Source organism: Streptomyces sp. NPDC085596 (assembly GCF_044541565.1).
Taxonomy (GTDB): Bacteria; Actinomycetota; Actinomycetes; order Streptomycetales; family Streptomycetaceae; genus Streptomyces.
Genome location: NZ_JBITTC010000005.1, coordinates 185,503 through 199,896, shown reverse-complemented (window position 1 = coordinate 199,896; position 14,394 = coordinate 185,503). Strand labels below are relative to the sequence as shown.

The window sequence follows — 14,394 nt, the reverse complement described above, 5'->3', positions numbered from 1 at the left end:
TACGGGACTTTCGCAACGGGCCCGCGGGCACGCCTAAGGGGCAGGTCTCCCCGTTCGGCCCGAGGGCGGGTGAATTCCGGCCCCTACTGGGTAGGCTCGGCCAACATGGAGCTCCAGGTCTTCGTTCCGGTTCCGGCCGACCGGCTCAGGGAGGCCCTCGCGGATGCCGTGAGGGTGGCCCGCGCGGTGCCGGGACTCCAGCAGGACGCCGGGGCGGAACCCGTCGCCGGGCGGCTGAAACTGCGGGTCGGCGGTCACTCCGTCACCTACCGGGGGACGCTCGCGGTGAGCGCGCGGGCCGACGGTACGTACGCGGTGCGCGGTGACGGCACCGAGTCCCGGGGCACCGGCACGGTCACCCTCGCCCTCACCCTGAGCCTCGCCACCACCGAGGGCGGTACGACGGTCACCGTGGGCGGCACCGCCAAGGCGGACGGCCGCCTCGCCGAACTCCCCGGCGACGCGGTGACGACGGCGGCCAGCCGCCTCCTGACCCGCACCCTGGAAACCCTGGCGGCGGGCTCCCCCCCGGAAGCCACCAGCACCCCCGAGGCCGACGCCGCCCCCGACTCCGCCCCGCCCCCCACCGTCTTCGAAGCCGAAGTCCCCCCGCCCTCCCTCGACCCCGAGGCGCAGGCCGACATCCCCGACACCGTCCCCGACGGTCTGGAGGTCCGTGCCGAGCCCCCCGCCGAGGCCGCCCACGCCCGCCGGACGATGATCGGCCGCAGCGCGGAGGAGGTCGACCACGCCCCGCCGCGCGGCCGCTACGCCCCCGTCCCCGCCCCCCAGACCATCACCGCCAACCCGGCCCTCCGCTGGGCCGCCCCGGCGGCGGCGGTGGCCGTGGCCTCGGCGATCGTGGTGGCCCGGGCCCTGCGCAAGCGCCACTGAGCAACCCCCACCGCCCCGCCCCGCCCCCGGAGGGACCAGTAGGGTCGTTCCGTGAGTAACGGAGAGATCACGTTGGCCGCGGGTGACGCGGAGGTACGGGTGCTGCCCGGTAACGGGGGGCGGATCGGCGGGCTGCTGGTCGGGGGCACCGAGCTGCTGCGGCAGGGGGAGCGGTTCGGGTGTTTCCCGATGGTCCCCTGGTGCGGACGGATCAGGGACGGACAGTTCCTGGACGGCGGGGTCGTACGGCAGATGCCGCTCAACTCCCCGCCGCACGCCATCCACGGCACCGCCCGCGACGGCGCCTGGCGCACCGCGCGCAAGTCGGCGGACGAGGCGGTCCTCACGTACGAACTGACCGACCCCTGGCCGCATTCCGGCAGGATCACGCAGGTCGTCAGCCTCGGTGAGGACAGTCTGACGCTGACCATGTCCGTGGAGACGTACGAGGATTCGTTCCCGGCGCAGATCGGCTGGCACCCCTGGTTCAACCGGAACCTGGGCGGCGAGGACGTGCGGATCGACTTCCATCCCGCCTGGCAGGAGGAGCGCGGCGACGACCACCTGCCCACCGGCAACCGCGTCGAGCCGCGGCCCGGCCCCTGGGACGACTGCTTCGGCATGCCCGACGGTGTCGACGTGCGTCTGACCTGGCCCGGACAGCTGGAGCTGAAGGTGGCCAGCCGGGAGCAGTGGGCCGTCGTCTACGACGAGCAGGACGCCGCCGTGTGCGTCGAGCCGCAGACCGGCCCGCCCAACGGGCTGAACACCGCGCAGCGCCTGGTCACCCCGCTGGAGCCGCTGGAGGCGTCCACGACCTGGAGCTGGCGCCGCCTCTAAGCTGGGCGGTATGACGACGGACGCAAACGAAGTAATGCCGTCAGGCACACGTGGCGAACTGCTCCAGCAGATCAAGGACAAGGCCGTGGTGCACGGCAAGGTGACCCTCTCCTCGGGTCTGGAGGCCGACTACTACGTCGACCTGCGCCGCATCACCCTGGACGGCGAGGCCGCCCCGCTGGTCGGCCAGGTGCTGCTGGACCTCACCGCCGACCTGGACTTCGACGCGGTGGGCGGTCTGACCATGGGCGCCGACCCGGTGGCCGCCGCCATGCTGCACGCGGCGGCCGCGCGCGGACAGAAGCTGGACGCGTTCGTGGTCCGCAAGGCCGCGAAGGCGCACGGCCTCCAGCGCCGGGTGGAGGGGCCGGACATCGCGGGCCGCCGGGTGCTGGTCGTCGAGGACACGTCCACCACCGGCGGTTCGCCGCTGACGGCCGTCGAGGCGGTGCGGGAGGCCGGCGCCGAGGTCGTCGGGGTCGCCACGATCGTGGACCGGGCGACCGGCGCGGCGGAGAAGATCGAGGCCGGGGCGGGCGTTCCGTACCGGTTCGCCTTCTCGAAGGATGAACTGGGTCTGGACTGACGGTCCGCTTGGGGCTGGACTTCTCCCCGGCCGCCAGGCCGTCCGGCAGGGCCGGTCTGGAAAGATGGGGCCGACGCTGACGTCGCCCCCAGGGTCCAGGTCAGGGCCGCATAACGCAGAACGCCAACCCGCAACACGAGGAGCGGACAGATGCCCATCGCAACTCCCGAGGTCTACAACGAGATGCTCGACCGGGCGAAGGCGGGCAAGTTCGCCTACCCGGCCATCAACGTCACGTCGAGCCAGACCCTGAACGCGGCGCTGCGCGGCTTCGCGGAGGCGGAGAGCGACGGCATCGTCCAGATCTCGACCGGCGGCGCGGAGTTCCTCGGCGGCCAGTACAGCAAGGACATGGTGACCGGCGCGGTCGCCCTCGCGGAGTACGCGCACATCCTCGCCGAGAAGTACCCGGTCAACATCGCGCTGCACACCGACCACTGCCCCAAGGACAAGCTGGACGGCTACGTACGTCCGCTGCTCACGCTGTCCGAGGAGCGGGTGAAGGCCGGCCGCAACCCGCTGTTCCAGTCGCACATGTGGGACGGCTCCGCCGAGACCCTCGCCGACAACCTGTCGATCGCCCAGGAACTGCTGGAGCAGGCCCGCCGCGCGAACATCGTGCTGGAGGTCGAGATCACCCCGACCGGCGGTGAGGAGGACGGCGTCACGCACGAGATCAACGACTCCCTCTACACCACGGTCGACGACGCGATCCGGACCGTCGAGGCGCTCGGCCTGGGTGAGAAGGGCCGCTACCTGCTGGCCGCGTCCTTCGGCAACGTGCACGGCGTGTACAAGCCGGGCAACGTCGTGCTCCGCCCGGAGCTGCTGAAGGAGCTGAACGACGGCGTGGCCGCTAAGTTCGGCAAGCAGTCGCCGTTCGACTTCGTCTTCCACGGCGGTTCCGGTTCCTCCGAGGAGGAGATCCGTACCGCGCTGGAGAACGGCGTCGTGAAGATGAACATCGACACGGACACCCAGTACGCCTTCACCCGTCCGGTCGCCGACCACATGTTCCGTCACTACGACGGTGTGCTGAAGGTCGACGGCGAGGTCGGTGACAAGAAGCAGTACGACCCGCGCACCTGGGGCAAGCTGGCCGAGGCGGGCATGGCGGCGCGTGTCGTCGTCGCCGCGAACAACCTGCGGTCGGCGGGCAACAAGATGAAGTGACCCTCGGTGGTCTCCCGTAGGGGGCCCGGCACCCTGATTCCCAGGGGCCGGGCCCCCTACGGGTATCCGGGGTATACCTGGGGGCATGCCCGACATCCGGGTGGCCTCCCCCAAGGGCCGGTGGATTCTGCTGACCACCGTGCTCGGCTCCAGCATGGCCCTGCTGGACTCGACCGTCGTCAACGTGGCGCTGCCGCGCATCGGCCGCGATCTGGACGCGAGCCTCGCCGCGCTCCAGTGGACGGTCAACGCGTACATGGTGACGCTGGCCGGGCTGATCCTGCTGGGCGGTTCGCTGGGCGACCGGTACGGGCGGCGCCGGGTGTTCGTCATCGGGGTGGTGTGGTTCGCGGCGGCCTCGCTGATGTGCGGGCTGGCTCCTGACCCGAACGTGCTGATCGTCGCGCGGGCCCTCCAGGGGGTGGGCGGGGCGCTGCTCACGCCGGGGTCGCTCGCGCTGATCCAGGCGTCCTTCCATCCCGACGACCGCAGCCGCGCGGTGGGGATGTGGTCCGGGTTCGGCGGGGTCGGCGCGGCGATCGGGCCGTTCCTGGGCGGCTGGCTGGTGGAGGGGCCGGGCTGGCGCTGGGTGTTCCTGCTGAACGTGCCGCTCGCGCTGGTCTGCGTACCGGTGGCGCTGCGGCACGTACCGGAGTCGGACGGGGGGCCCGCGCGCGGGCGGTTCGACGTGCTCGGCGCGGTACTGGGCGCGGCGTCGCTGGCGCTGCTGACGTACGCGCTGATCGAGGCGCGGTCGGCGTCCGTCGCGGTGTGGGTGACGGCGGTGGCGGGCGTGGCGGCGGCGGTGGCCTTCGTGTACGTCGAGCGGCACCGGCCGAACCCGATGCTCCCGCCGGACATCTTCGCCTCGCGGCAGTTCACCGCGGTCAACCTGGTCACGCTGTGCGTGTACGCGGCGTTCGGCGGCTTCTTCTTCCTCACCGCGCTCCAGCTCCAGGTGGTGGCCGGTTACTCCCCGCTGGCCGCCGGTACGGCCCTGCTGCCGCCCACGATCCTGATGCTGCTCTTCTCGTCCCGCTCAGGCGCCCTCGCGGACCGTACGGGTCCCCGCCTCCCCCTGACGGTGGGGCCGCTCCTGTGCGCGGCGGCGATGCTGCTGATGCTGCGGGTGGGCCCGGACGCGAACTACCTGACGGACGTCCTGCCGGCTCTCCTGGTCATGGGTACCGGCATGGTCACCCTGGTGGCGCCCCTGACCGCGACGGTTCTCGCCTCGGTCGACACCGCCCGCGCGGGCCTGGCCAGCGGCATCAACAACGCGGCGGCGAGGGCGGCGGGCCTGGTGGCGGTGGCGGCCCTCCCGCTCCTGACGGACATGGGCCCGGACGCCTACCGGGCCCCGGCATCCTTCAACAGCTCCTTCGACAAGGCGATGCCGATCTGCGCGGCGGTCCTCGTCCTGGGCGCGATCCTCGCCTTCACCCAGATCCGCCACCGCCCCACCCCGAACTGCCCCCACCCGGAGTGCCGGACGCATTGCAGCCTGACGACTCCGCCGCTGGAGCAGGGGGCGGTCGGCCGGGAGGCAGCTCCCGGCCGAGCGGCACCTAGCGCTTGAGCTCCTCGTACGCTTCCTCGCTGCTGTCCTGCAGGAACTGCCAGCAGCGGTCCGCCTCTTCCTTCTCGTTGATGGCGTCGGCCGCGCGGGCGAGGGCGGCGAGGCAGCGGAGGAAGCCTCGGTTGGGGCGGTGGGACCAGGGGATGGGGCCGTGGCCCTTCCAGCCGGCGCGGCGCAGGGCGTCGAGGCCGCGGTGGTAGCCGGTGCGGGCGTAGGCGTACGACTCGACCACGCGGCCGCCCTCGAAGGCGTCGTCGGCGAGCATCGCCCAGGCCAGGGAGAACGTGGGGTACTTCGCCACGACCTCGGCCGGGGCCGCCGAGTCCTCGCTCAGCAGGCGGTACGCCTCTTCGTTCTCGGGCAGCTGCGTCGGGTCCGGGCCGCCGAGCAGGTTCTTGTGCGTAGTCATGGCTGAAGTCTGCCACTAGGGGACGGGTCCCGGCCGGGCTACGGGAGGCGTTCGTACACCGTCACCCGGCGGCCCCGCACCGTCTCGTCCGCGACCGGGGTGAAGTACCTGCGCAGGGCGGCCTTCTTGGCCTTGTCCCGGCGGGCCGAGGCCGGCTTTGCCACTCCTGGCGCGTCTGTGACCAGCAGGATTCGGGCGCAGTGCGGGATCGCGGCCGTTATGGCGGGCGGGTCCGCCTCCACGCCCTTCAGGGTGCCCGAGGCCACCGGGGCCTCGGCCAGGGCTATGTCCCGCAGGCCCGTGAAGGCGTCCGGGGACACCAGTGCCGTGTCGCGGCGGGCGGCCGGGATGAAGAGGACCGCGTCGCCGGGGTGCTTCAGGCGATGGACGCGGTCGGCGGCCGACAGCACGTCGTCCACGCGGCTGCTGGGGGAGCGTTTGGCCAGGGAGTAGGGGAGGAGGGAGGCGGTTGCCGCTGCCAGCACCAGCGGGAGGATCAGCCTCGCTGCCCGGGGGGAGCGGGGGCGCGCGGCGCCGATCGCCCGCCCCAGCGCCGTGCCGATCAGCAGGGCCAGGCCGAGCTGGCCGAAGAGGATGTAGCGGTCCAGGAACAGGGGCTTGATCAGGGAGATCCCTGTCAGGGCGAGGAGGGGGACCGCCAGTAGGGGGAGGCCCACCGACGCGACCGAGGGCCCACCCGGCCGGGGGCGGTCCAGTAGGGCCCCCAGGGAACCGATCGCCAGCAGGATCGCCGGGCCGATCAGCATGTGCCAGGTCAGGGGCGGTATCCAGGAGATCTGCTCGGACTGGCCCCGGCTGAAGAGGATCAGCGGTGCCGTCCCGGAAACGGCGCCCGCCGCAGCCACCGCCCAGCGGACCCATGTACCCCGCCGGGCGCGCGTCCAGCACAGCGTCACCGCGTGCGCGACGAGCACCAGCAGCGAGAGCCAGTTCAGCAGCCCGCACAGCAGGACCGTCCCGCCGTACGCGGCCCACCGCCAGGGAGCGGGACGCTCCAGCAGCCCCACCAGCAGCAGCGTCGAGACCGCCGCCCCCGCCATGACCAGCGCGTACGGCCGCCCCTCCTGGAGGTAGAACTGCACGGCCGGGAGCAGCCCGAGGGTCATGCCCGCGCCCAGCCCGGCCCAGGGCCCGGCCAGGCGCTGTCCGATGACCGTCACGCAGGCCGCCGCGAGGGCCATGGCCAGTACGGAGGGGAGGCGGAGGGTCGTGGTGCCGGGGCCGAAGCAGGTGAAGAGGGCGTGCATCAGCAGGTAGTACAGGCCGTGCACGGCGTCGACCTGCCCGAGCAGCTGCCAGATCTCGGCCGTCGAGCGTCGGGCCACCTGCCAGGTCGCCGCCTCGTCCCGCCACACGCTGTGCCGCCGCGACAGCCCCCACAGCCCGAGCCCCACGGTCCACAGCACCGGAAGCACCCACAGGGGCATCCATCGGGGTCCACCCCTACGGGGCGGCACGGCAAGCCCCGCGCGCGGCATCGCCCGTACCCCTCCCCCGTGTACGCGTGAACCCGCAGCCCCCCGTGCCCCCATGACACCGACCGGTGCTCACGCCCCGTCCGTGACCATAGGTGATCTCAATCGGGAAGAGAATGGTCTTTTGCGGTCAGTCCGGCGCCGCAACCGTGACTGGAGATCCGTCCCGCCTTGCCGTATCCCATGCAATTGCGGAGGATTCCGGGTGGGGACCGGGGCCCCCGTGCCGGCATCGGCAGGGGCGGACCGCTACCCGGAGTTCAAAGCAGGAGACAGCGATGTCCCACCAGGCTCACCCCCCTTCCCAGGCCGCCGAAGAGGCCGCTGAGCCCGAGACCCCGCATCTCGACTTCGCCGGTACGACGCCGTACGAGGACTACGTCCGCGCCGATGTGCTCACCCACCTCCAGCACACCCTCTCCGACGACCCCGGAGAGATGGTCTTCCTGGTCACGACCCAGGTCATGGAGCTGTGGTTCACGGTGATCACCCACGAGTGGGAGACCGCCGCGAAGGCGCTCCGCTCGGACGACGTGCCCACCGCCGTCGCCGCGCTGAAGCGTTCCGTACGCGAGCTGGACGCGCTGAACGCCTCCTGGCGCCCGCTGGCCCAGCTCACCCCGGCCCAGTTCAACTCCTACCGCTCCGCCCTGGGGGAAGGGTCGGGGTTCCAGTCGGCGATGTACCGCCGCATGGAGTTCCTGCTCGGCGAGAAGTCCGCGTCGATGCTCGTCCCGCACCGGGGCACCCCGCGCACGTACGCCGAGCTGGAGAAGGCGCTGTGCGAGCCGAGCCTGTACGACGAGGCGGTACGCCTGCTCGCCCGCCGGGGCCACGCGATCCCGGCCGAGGTGCTGAACCGGGACCTGTCCCAGCGGTACGAGCCCGCCGACGCGGTCGAGGCCGCCTGGACGGCCGTGTACTCCGGTGACCCCGACACCGATCTCGCCCGGCTCGGGGAAGCGCTCACCGACGTGGCCGAGCTGGTGTGGCGATGGCGCAACGACCACCTGGTGGCGACCCGCCGCGCGATGGGAGCCAAGGCCGGCACCGGCGGCTCCGCCGGAGTGGCCTGGCTGGAGAAGCGGGCCCGCAAGAACGTGTTCCCTGAGCTGTGGACGGCGAGGTCCCATGTCTGACCGTACGGAACTGGCGCTGCGCGCCAAGGAGTTGGACGCGGCCGACGGACTGGCCGGGCTGCGCGACCGGTTCGTCCTCGACGAGGGCGTCTACCTGGACGGCAACTCGCTCGGCGCTCTCCCCGCGCACGTTCCCGACCGGATGCGGGACGTACTGGCCCGCCAGTGGGGCGAGTTGCGCATCCGCTCCTGGGACGAGTCGGGCTGGTGGACCGCACCGGAGCGGATCGGGGACCGGATCGCACCGCTGATCGGCGCCGGTCCGGGCCAGGTTGTCGTGGGCGACTCGACAAGTGTCAACGTGTACAAGGCACTTGTGGCCGCCGTCCGGATGGCGGGGGAGGGCCGGGACGAGATCCTGGTCGACGCGACGACATTCCCCACGGACGGGTACATCGCCGAGTCGGCGGCCCGGATGACGGGTTGCGAGCTGCGCCCGCTGACCCCGGCCGAGATCCCGGCCGCCCTCGGCCCGCGCACGGCGGCGGTCCTGCTGAACCACGTCGACTACCGCACCGGCCGCCTGCACGACCTGCCCGCACTCACGGCCGCCGTGCACGACGCCGGCGCGCTGGTCGTCTGGGACCTGTGCCACAGCGCGGGCGCTCTCCCGGTCGGACTGGACGAGCACGGCGTGGACCTCGCGGTCGGCTGCACCTACAAGTACCTGAACGGTGGCCCCGGTTCGCCCGCGTACCTGTACGTCCGCCGCGACCTCCAGGACCGTTTCGACTCGCCCCTGCCGGGCTGGAACTCGCACGCCGAACCCTTCGGGATGAACCCCGAGTACACCCCGGTGCCGGGCGCGCGGCGCGGGCGGGTCGGCACCCCGGACATCCTCTCCATGCTGGCGCTCGAAGCGGCGCTGGACGTGTGGGACGGGGTCTCGGTGGACGCGGTACGGGCGAAGTCGCTGGCCCTGACGGACTTCTTCCTGGACTGCGTGACGGCGTACACCGAGCCCGGCCGGGTGGAGTGCGTGACGCCGCTGCGGCACGAGGAGCGGGGCAGTCAGGTGGCGCTGCGCTGCGCGGACGCCGGTGAGGTGATGAAGCGGCTGATCGACCGGGGCGTGGTGGGCGACTTCCGCCACCCGGACGTGCTCCGCTTCGGCTTCACCCCGCTGTACGTCGGTTTCGCGGACGCGGAGCGGGCGGCGCGGGTGCTCGGAGAAGTGCTGGCGTAGACGCTCGCGCGGGACGCCGGGGGGCTGTGCGGAGTACAAACTCCGCACAGCCCCCTTTTCCCTCACCCTGCGTGACATCCCCGTGTCCGCGCACGTCACGGGCCTGATACCGTCCCGGCCAACGGCCGATTCCCCACCCTGGCCCTGGTCCGCCAAACCCGTTACGCAGCTGGAAGGTTGGAGCATGCCGGAGGACGCAGCAGCAGCCCGCGCCGCCGCCGAGGAGGAGTCGGCGTTCTCCCATCCGCCCGTCGACCCCGACGCCAGCGCCCCTTACGGGGACCACCCCGACCAGGTGATCGACTTCTACGCGCCGCGCACCGGGACGGCGTCCGCGCCGCTGGTCGTCGTCCTGCACGGCGGGGCGTGGCGGGCGCGGTACGACCGGCGGCACATCACGCCGTTCGCGGACTTCCTGGCGCGGCGCGGGTTCGCCGTGGCCAACGTGGAGTACCGGCGCGGCGGGCCCGACATCCCGGCGCAGAACACGGGTGCGGAGCCGGCGCCCGTACCCCCGGCGGGCCGCTGGCCGGAGACCTTCGACGACGTCGCCGCCGCGCTGGACGCGCTGCCGGAGCTGGCCCGCGAGGCGCTGCCGCGCGCGGACGCCCGGCGCATCGTCCTCACCGGTCACTCGGCGGGCGGCCACCTCGCGCTGTGGGCCGCGGCCCGGCACGTACTGCCCGCCGACTCGCCCTGGCGCACCGACCGCCCGGCTCCCCTGCGCGGGGTCGTCGCGCTGGCCCCGGCCGCCGACCTGACGATGGTGGCGAAGCTGGAGGTGTGCGACGGTGCGGGTGTCCAACTCCTGGGCGGGCAACACCTGTTCGCGGAGCGTGCCCCTTACGCGGACCCCGCTCTCCTCCTCCCCACCGGCATCGCCACCACCCTGGTCCAGGGCCGCACCGACCGGGATGTCCCCTACGGGGTGGCGGAGTCGTACGCCGACGCGGCGGCCAGGTCGGGCGAGGTCGTGGGGATCACGCTGCTGGAGGACGTGGGCCACTTCCCGCTGATCGACCCGGCGGCGGACGCCTGCGCGGTGGTGGCGGAGGAGATCTCCCAACTGGCCTGGTAGGGCTACTCCTTGACCGGGTCGGAGGTGCCGGGCCGCTTGACGAGGCGGTCGCCGACGGCCACGTCCTTCCAGAGGCGGCGGCCGATCCGTACCTTCGTGGACTCGCCGTCCATCAGGCGGAGTTCGACGAAGTGGTACATGTTCGCGCCGTCGAGCATGCCTCGGGACTTGTCGGTGACGACGCCTTCCCAGGCGTCGTCCTGTCCGGGTTTGCGGGATTTGAACATGGGTCGAGCCTAGGAAGGCGAGGGGACGCGCGGGCAGTGCCGAGGGGCACGTCCTGGGGATGACACATGTCATCTACCCCGTTGGTGCCCGCACGGACTAGCGTCCCCCCATGGGCACCACCTTCGACCCCTGGTCACCGGAGTTCCTCGCCGACCCCTACCCGGCCTACGCCGAGCTGCGGGCGCGCGGCCGGGTGATCCGGTACGAGCCGACGGACCAGTGGCTGGTGCCGCACCACGCCGACGTGTCGGCGCTCCTGCGGGACCGGCGGCTGGGGCGCACGTACCAACACCGCTTCACGCACGAGGAGTTCGGCCGGAGTGTGCCTCCGCCGGAGCACGAGCCGTTCCACACGCTCAACGACCACGGCATGCTCGACCTGGAGCCGCCGGACCACACCCGCATCCGGCGCCTGGTCTCGAAGGCGTTCACCCCGCGCACGGTGGAGCGGCTGCGGGGGTACGTGCACGGGCTGGCGGACGCCCTCGTCGGCGACCTGGTCGCGGCGGGCGGCGGTGACCTCCTGGCCGACCTGGCGGAGCCCCTCCCGGTCGCGGTGATCGCGGAACTGCTGGGCATCCCGGAGTCGGACCGGGCGCCGCTGCGCCCCTGGTCGGCGGACATCTGCGGGATGTACGAGCTGAACCCGTCCCCGGAGGTGGCGCGGCGCGCGGTGCGGGCGTCGGTGGAGTTCTCGGAGTACCTGCGGGGGCTGATCGCGGAGCGCCGTGCGCACCCTGCGGACGACCTGATCTCGGCGCTGATCCTGGCCCACGACGAGGGCGACCGCCTCACCGAGCAGGAGATGATCTCCACGGCGGTACTCCTGTTGAACGCGGGCCACGAGGCGACGGTGAACGCCACGACGAACGGCTGGCTGGCCCTCTTCCACCACCCGGCCCAGCTGGCCGCCCTCCGTGCCGACCACACCCTCATCCCCACGGCGGTCGAGGAGTTGCTCCGCTACGACACCCCTCTCCAGCTCTTCGAACGCTGGGTCCTGGACGACATCGAGTTCGCCGGCACGACGATCCCCCGAGGCGCCGAACTGGCCCTCCTCTTCGGCTCGGCGAACCACGACGAGCGTGTCTTCGACGACCCGACGGGGTTGGACCTCACCCGCAGGGACAACCCCCACATCTCCTTCAGCGCGGGCACCCACTACTGCATCGGCGCCGCCCTGGCCCGCCTGGAACTGGGGGCCTCCATGGAGGCGCTGCTCACTCTCGCCCCCACCCTGACCCTGGCAGCGGACCCACCCCGCAAGCCGGGCTTCGTGATGCGGGGCTTGCGGGAACTAAAGGTGACCGTCGCCTGAGGGCCGGCTCCCCCGAACGACCAGCGTGCCCAGCTCCCCTGGCTCCCGGCCGGGGACCACCTCGGCCTGTACGTCGAGGAAGCCGTGGCGCTTGAGGAGGTCGGCCCACTGGGGGGCGGTGAACTGCCACCGATGGACGACGAGTTCGGCGGAACGGCCTTCCAGCCATCGCCCACCCATCTCCTGTGCGCCGTACTGCCCCACGACTGGCTCGCGGTGGGAGAAGGCGAACACGCCGCCTGGCGCGAGGCGTTGGGCGATGAGGGGGAAGAGGGTGTCGGGGTCGGTGAACCAGACCGCACCCCAGGTCGAGTAGATGGCGTCCCACTGCCGGGAGTCGGTGGCGAGGAACGCGCAGACCTCGGCGTGCACGAACTCCAGCCCCGGGAGGTCGGACCAGAACCGCCGGGCGCGGGCCACCTGGGCGGCCGAGAAGTCAACGCCCGTCACCCGTACGCCGTTTCGCGCGAGGAAGGCCGCGTTCTCCCCCTCGGCCGGCCCCAGATCGAGCGCGCTCCCCGGCTCCCCCAGCACCTCGGCACCGGGCCCCTGCCCAGGCACCCCGGTCCACTCGAAGCGCTCGGCTCCCGGCCGGGGTTGCTCCCCCTCACCCCGGTGCGGCCGGTACTTGTCCCAGTACTCGGCCGGGGTCGTGGGGGCGGCGCTGCTCATATGGGGCCTCCGGGGCGGGAGCGTTTCCGGAGCCGCCAAGCTACCCGGCTGCCTCCCGCGCCGACCCCGGAAGGCCGAAAGCTGTCACATATGCGCGCAAAAAGGCCCGAGGCCGTCCGATGGCGGTCTCGGGCCTGTTGGACCCTACCGGGTCAGTGACAATCCGAACCGGGCCTGCATGGACCGCACTTGGCGTAGTCGGCCTCCCACAACGACCAGTCCACGGGGAAGCCGTTGTCGGCGATGATGTGCGCGGTGCGCTCGACTGAGCCGTCGTGCTTGAAGGCGATCTCCGGGATGTGCTCCAGGAAGCCGCCGTTGAAGTGGCGGGCGCAGAACTCCCGGTAGTTGCGGGTGTCCAGGATGAACGTGTGGACGGCGATGTCCACGATCCGGCCGCAGCACATCTCCAGGCCCTGGCCCCACTTCTCCATGGCGGTGATGAGGTAGGAGATGGCGGCGGCGAACAGGCGCTCGGCCATCACCTTGTCGAACGGGTTGTCGCGCATGAGGAGCGTGACCTCGCGGTCCCACACCTCCGGCGTCACGTAGTCCCGCGGGTCGCGGGTGGGCTCGTCGTGCTCGGGGTCGCGGGTGACCCACGCTGTTGCCATGGTGCCCTCCGAATCTGCCGGATGCCGCTGCCGGATGCCGCCGGGAGCAATGTCCGCTGGGGTAACCGTGCCGCTACGGAGCGTTTGTGTACAGAGGGCGGTCGGTGTAGTGGGGCGGTAGGGTCTCGGGGAATTCGGTGAGGTTCGGGAATTGTGGAGTGTGGGGCAGTGCGGGAGATTCACGATGTTCAGGTGCCAAGTTCTGAGGATTCTGGAGCTTTGCTCACCGATGACGAGGAACGGCGTTATCGGGAGCTTTTGTTCAGGGAGCTTGGCAATGTGATTTCTGAGCGGGGGTGGGTGCGGTATCCGGCTCATTCGCCTGAGGAGCGGCGGCGGTTGGTCGAGGTGGCGGCGCGGCTGGGGGAGTGGTGGGGGCAGCGGGTGTTCGTGGAGGCCGAGGATGTGACTCGGCTTCGGCTGTACCTCGCCGGGTACGAGACGGCGCCCGCGGCGCTCTCCTAGTTCACCCCTACGAGTCCGGCGCCAGGTTGACCTTGATGTTTCCGCCGCCGGTGCGGATGGTCACGTGGTGCGGGGAGGACGGGTCCGTGGGGACCGAGATGGTGTTCCGGCCGCCGTCCGTCGTGGCGTCCACCGCGTAGGGGGTGCGGGGGAGGCTCACCGTCACGTTGCCGCCGCCGGTTTCCGCGCTCAGGGTGGACGGGGGTTTCGTCAGGGACGCTTCGATGTTTCCGCCGTCGGTCTGGGCGGAGAGGGTCTTCGGGGCCGCGTCGGTCACGCGTACGTTTCCCCCGCCCGTCCGCGCCTTCATCTCCCCGTCGACCTCCCGGACGGTGATGTTGCCGCCCTCCGTGTCCAGGGTCAGGGTCGTGCCGGGGGGCACGGAGACGGTGTAGTTCACCCCGCAGTCGTCGCAGCTCGGGGCGGTCAGGGTGAGGCGGCCGTCGCTCACGGAGTGCTCGGTGCGGGGCTTGTCGTCGGCGTAGCGGATCTTCTCCGTGACGCGGGCGCCGGTGCCGTCGCCGGCTACGACGTCGATGTTGCCGCCCTTCGTCGTCACGCTCAGCGCGGTCACCTTCGCGTCGATCCCGTACTGGGACGTCGCCGACTTGTCCTGAATGGCGCAGCCTCCGAGCGCCGCCCCCGCCATGGCTACGGCCACCCCGGCCACCAACAGCTTCGCGTTCATGCTTCCCCCTTGGTTCAGCCTGCCCCTCA

General features: G+C 71.9%; 16 protein-coding genes. 10 read left to right on the top strand and 6 right to left on the bottom strand.

The genetic code is table 11. The annotated features are described in order from the left end of the window. The first annotated feature begins 105 nt into the window (after nucleotides 1-105). From ACIGA3_RS17015 to ACIGA3_RS16995, 5 genes are all read left to right on the top strand, one after another. Nucleotides 106-894, top strand: coding sequence for an SRPBCC domain-containing protein (locus tag ACIGA3_RS17015; RefSeq protein ID WP_399715896.1), 789 nt, complete (start codon nucleotides 106-108; stop codon nucleotides 892-894). A gap of 51 nt (nucleotides 895-945) precedes the next feature. Further along, nucleotides 946-1,734, top strand: coding sequence for an aldose 1-epimerase (locus ACIGA3_RS17010; RefSeq protein WP_399715894.1), 789 nt, complete (start codon nucleotides 946-948; stop codon nucleotides 1,732-1,734). A gap of 34 nt (nucleotides 1,735-1,768) precedes the next feature. Continuing rightward, nucleotides 1,769-2,320, top strand: a complete 552-nt coding sequence (gene pyrE, locus ACIGA3_RS17005; protein WP_381098029.1) for an orotate phosphoribosyltransferase — start codon at nucleotides 1,769-1,771, stop codon at nucleotides 2,318-2,320. 150 nt (nucleotides 2,321-2,470) lie between these two features. Beyond that, entirely contained in the window at nucleotides 2,471-3,493 is a 1,023-nt protein-coding gene (fbaA, locus tag ACIGA3_RS17000; protein ID WP_399715891.1) for a class II fructose-bisphosphate aldolase, read from the top strand. A gap of 85 nt (nucleotides 3,494-3,578) precedes the next feature. Beyond that, nucleotides 3,579-5,072, top strand: coding sequence for an MFS transporter (locus tag ACIGA3_RS16995; protein ID WP_399715888.1), 1,494 nt, complete (start codon nucleotides 3,579-3,581; stop codon nucleotides 5,070-5,072). On the opposite strand, the gene ACIGA3_RS16990 is transcribed toward ACIGA3_RS16995, so the two are convergent. Together ACIGA3_RS16990 and ACIGA3_RS16985 are read right to left on the bottom strand one after the other, a co-directional pair. After that, nucleotides 5,062-5,481, bottom strand: a complete 420-nt coding sequence (locus tag ACIGA3_RS16990) for a DUF3151 domain-containing protein (RefSeq protein WP_399715885.1) — start codon at nucleotides 5,479-5,481, stop codon at nucleotides 5,062-5,064. The two genes, ACIGA3_RS16995 and ACIGA3_RS16990, sit on opposite strands and share 11 nt — an antisense overlap. Before the next feature lie 38 nt (nucleotides 5,482-5,519). Beyond that, complete coding sequence (locus ACIGA3_RS16985; protein WP_399715883.1) at nucleotides 5,520-6,929, bottom strand: hypothetical protein; 1,410 nt, start codon at nucleotides 6,927-6,929, stop codon at nucleotides 5,520-5,522. Nucleotides 6,930-7,255: 326 nt separating this feature from the next. Between ACIGA3_RS16985 and ACIGA3_RS16980 the strand changes: the two genes are divergently transcribed. The 3 genes from ACIGA3_RS16980 (at nucleotide 7,256) to ACIGA3_RS16970 (ending at nucleotide 10,380) form a co-directional block, all read left to right on the top strand. Beyond that, nucleotides 7,256-8,116, top strand: a complete 861-nt coding sequence (locus ACIGA3_RS16980; RefSeq protein ID WP_389004048.1) for a tryptophan 2,3-dioxygenase family protein — start codon at nucleotides 7,256-7,258, stop codon at nucleotides 8,114-8,116. After that, on the top strand, nucleotides 8,109-9,302 hold the full coding sequence (kynU, locus tag ACIGA3_RS16975; RefSeq protein ID WP_399715879.1) for a kynureninase: 1,194 nt from the start codon (nucleotides 8,109-8,111) through the stop codon (nucleotides 9,300-9,302). The genes ACIGA3_RS16980 and kynU overlap by 8 nt, the downstream gene beginning before the upstream one ends. A 184-nt stretch (nucleotides 9,303-9,486) precedes the next feature. Continuing rightward, nucleotides 9,487-10,380 (top strand): alpha/beta hydrolase, encoded by an 894-nt coding sequence (locus ACIGA3_RS16970; RefSeq protein WP_399715877.1) that lies wholly within the window; start codon nucleotides 9,487-9,489, stop codon nucleotides 10,378-10,380. 2 nt (nucleotides 10,381-10,382) lie between these two features. Here ACIGA3_RS16970 and ACIGA3_RS16965 read toward each other — a convergent pair whose 3' ends face one another. Continuing rightward, complete coding sequence (locus ACIGA3_RS16965) at nucleotides 10,383-10,607, bottom strand: hypothetical protein (protein ID WP_399715875.1); 225 nt, start codon at nucleotides 10,605-10,607, stop codon at nucleotides 10,383-10,385. A gap of 110 nt (nucleotides 10,608-10,717) precedes the next feature. On the opposite strand from ACIGA3_RS16965, the gene ACIGA3_RS16960 reads away from it, so the two are divergent. Continuing rightward, nucleotides 10,718-11,926 (top strand): cytochrome P450, encoded by a 1,209-nt coding sequence (locus ACIGA3_RS16960; protein ID WP_399715874.1) that lies wholly within the window; start codon nucleotides 10,718-10,720, stop codon nucleotides 11,924-11,926. On the opposite strand, the gene ACIGA3_RS16955 is transcribed toward ACIGA3_RS16960, so the two are convergent. Then, nucleotides 11,906-12,598, bottom strand: coding sequence for a class I SAM-dependent methyltransferase (locus tag ACIGA3_RS16955; RefSeq protein WP_399715872.1), 693 nt, complete (start codon nucleotides 12,596-12,598; stop codon nucleotides 11,906-11,908). The two genes, ACIGA3_RS16960 and ACIGA3_RS16955, sit on opposite strands and share 21 nt — an antisense overlap. Before the next feature lie 152 nt (nucleotides 12,599-12,750). Next, the gene (locus ACIGA3_RS16950) at nucleotides 12,751-13,212 is read right to left on the bottom strand and encodes a glycine-rich domain-containing protein (protein WP_399715870.1); all 462 of its coding nucleotides are present in this window, start codon (nucleotides 13,210-13,212) and stop codon (nucleotides 12,751-12,753) included. A gap of 339 nt (nucleotides 13,213-13,551) precedes the next feature. Here ACIGA3_RS16950 and ACIGA3_RS16945 point away from each other — a divergent pair, with 339 nt between their 5' ends. Beyond that, nucleotides 13,552-13,677 carry a hypothetical protein gene (locus ACIGA3_RS16945; RefSeq protein WP_399715867.1) on the top strand — a complete coding sequence of 42 codons (126 nt, stop codon included), beginning with the start codon at nucleotides 13,552-13,554 and terminating at the stop codon, nucleotides 13,675-13,677. Nucleotides 13,678-13,684: 7 nt separating this feature from the next. On the opposite strand, the gene ACIGA3_RS16940 is transcribed toward ACIGA3_RS16945, so the two are convergent. Beyond that, a complete protein-coding gene (locus ACIGA3_RS16940) occupies nucleotides 13,685-14,365 on the bottom strand; it encodes a DUF4097 family beta strand repeat-containing protein (RefSeq protein WP_399715865.1) in 681 nt (226 codons plus the stop codon). Nucleotides 14,366-14,394: the final 29 nt, after the last annotated feature.

Bases quoted from the DNA above. Each gene is read 5' to 3' on its own strand.
- ACIGA3_RS16970 (WP_399715877.1), top strand. From the start codon at position 9,487: ATGCCGGAGGACGCAGCAGCAGCCCGCGCCGCCGCCGAGGAGGAGTCG.
- ACIGA3_RS16940 (WP_399715865.1), bottom strand. From the start codon at position 14,365: ATGAACGCGAAGCTGTTGGTGGCCGGGGTGGCCGTAGCCATGGCGGGG.
- ACIGA3_RS16980 (WP_389004048.1), top strand. From the start codon at position 7,256: ATGTCCCACCAGGCTCACCCCCCTTCCCAGGCCGCCGAAGAGGCCGCT.
- ACIGA3_RS16955 (WP_399715872.1), bottom strand. From the start codon at position 12,598: ATGAGCAGCGCCGCCCCCACGACCCCGGCCGAGTACTGGGACAAGTAC.
- ACIGA3_RS16960 (WP_399715874.1), top strand. From the start codon at position 10,718: ATGGGCACCACCTTCGACCCCTGGTCACCGGAGTTCCTCGCCGACCCC.
- pyrE (WP_381098029.1), top strand. From the start codon at position 1,769: ATGCCGTCAGGCACACGTGGCGAACTGCTCCAGCAGATCAAGGACAAG.
- ACIGA3_RS16965 (WP_399715875.1), bottom strand. From the start codon at position 10,607: ATGTTCAAATCCCGCAAACCCGGACAGGACGACGCCTGGGAAGGCGTC.
- fbaA (WP_399715891.1), top strand. From the start codon at position 2,471: ATGCCCATCGCAACTCCCGAGGTCTACAACGAGATGCTCGACCGGGCG.
- ACIGA3_RS16995 (WP_399715888.1), top strand. From the start codon at position 3,579: ATGCCCGACATCCGGGTGGCCTCCCCCAAGGGCCGGTGGATTCTGCTG.
- ACIGA3_RS16990 (WP_399715885.1), bottom strand. From the start codon at position 5,481: ATGACTACGCACAAGAACCTGCTCGGCGGCCCGGACCCGACGCAGCTG.
- kynU (WP_399715879.1), top strand. From the start codon at position 8,109: ATGTCTGACCGTACGGAACTGGCGCTGCGCGCCAAGGAGTTGGACGCG.
- ACIGA3_RS17015 (WP_399715896.1), top strand. From the start codon at position 106: ATGGAGCTCCAGGTCTTCGTTCCGGTTCCGGCCGACCGGCTCAGGGAG.
- ACIGA3_RS16950 (WP_399715870.1), bottom strand. From the start codon at position 13,212: ATGGCAACAGCGTGGGTCACCCGCGACCCCGAGCACGACGAGCCCACC.
- ACIGA3_RS16985 (WP_399715883.1), bottom strand. From the start codon at position 6,929: ATGCCCCTGTGGGTGCTTCCGGTGCTGTGGACCGTGGGGCTCGGGCTG.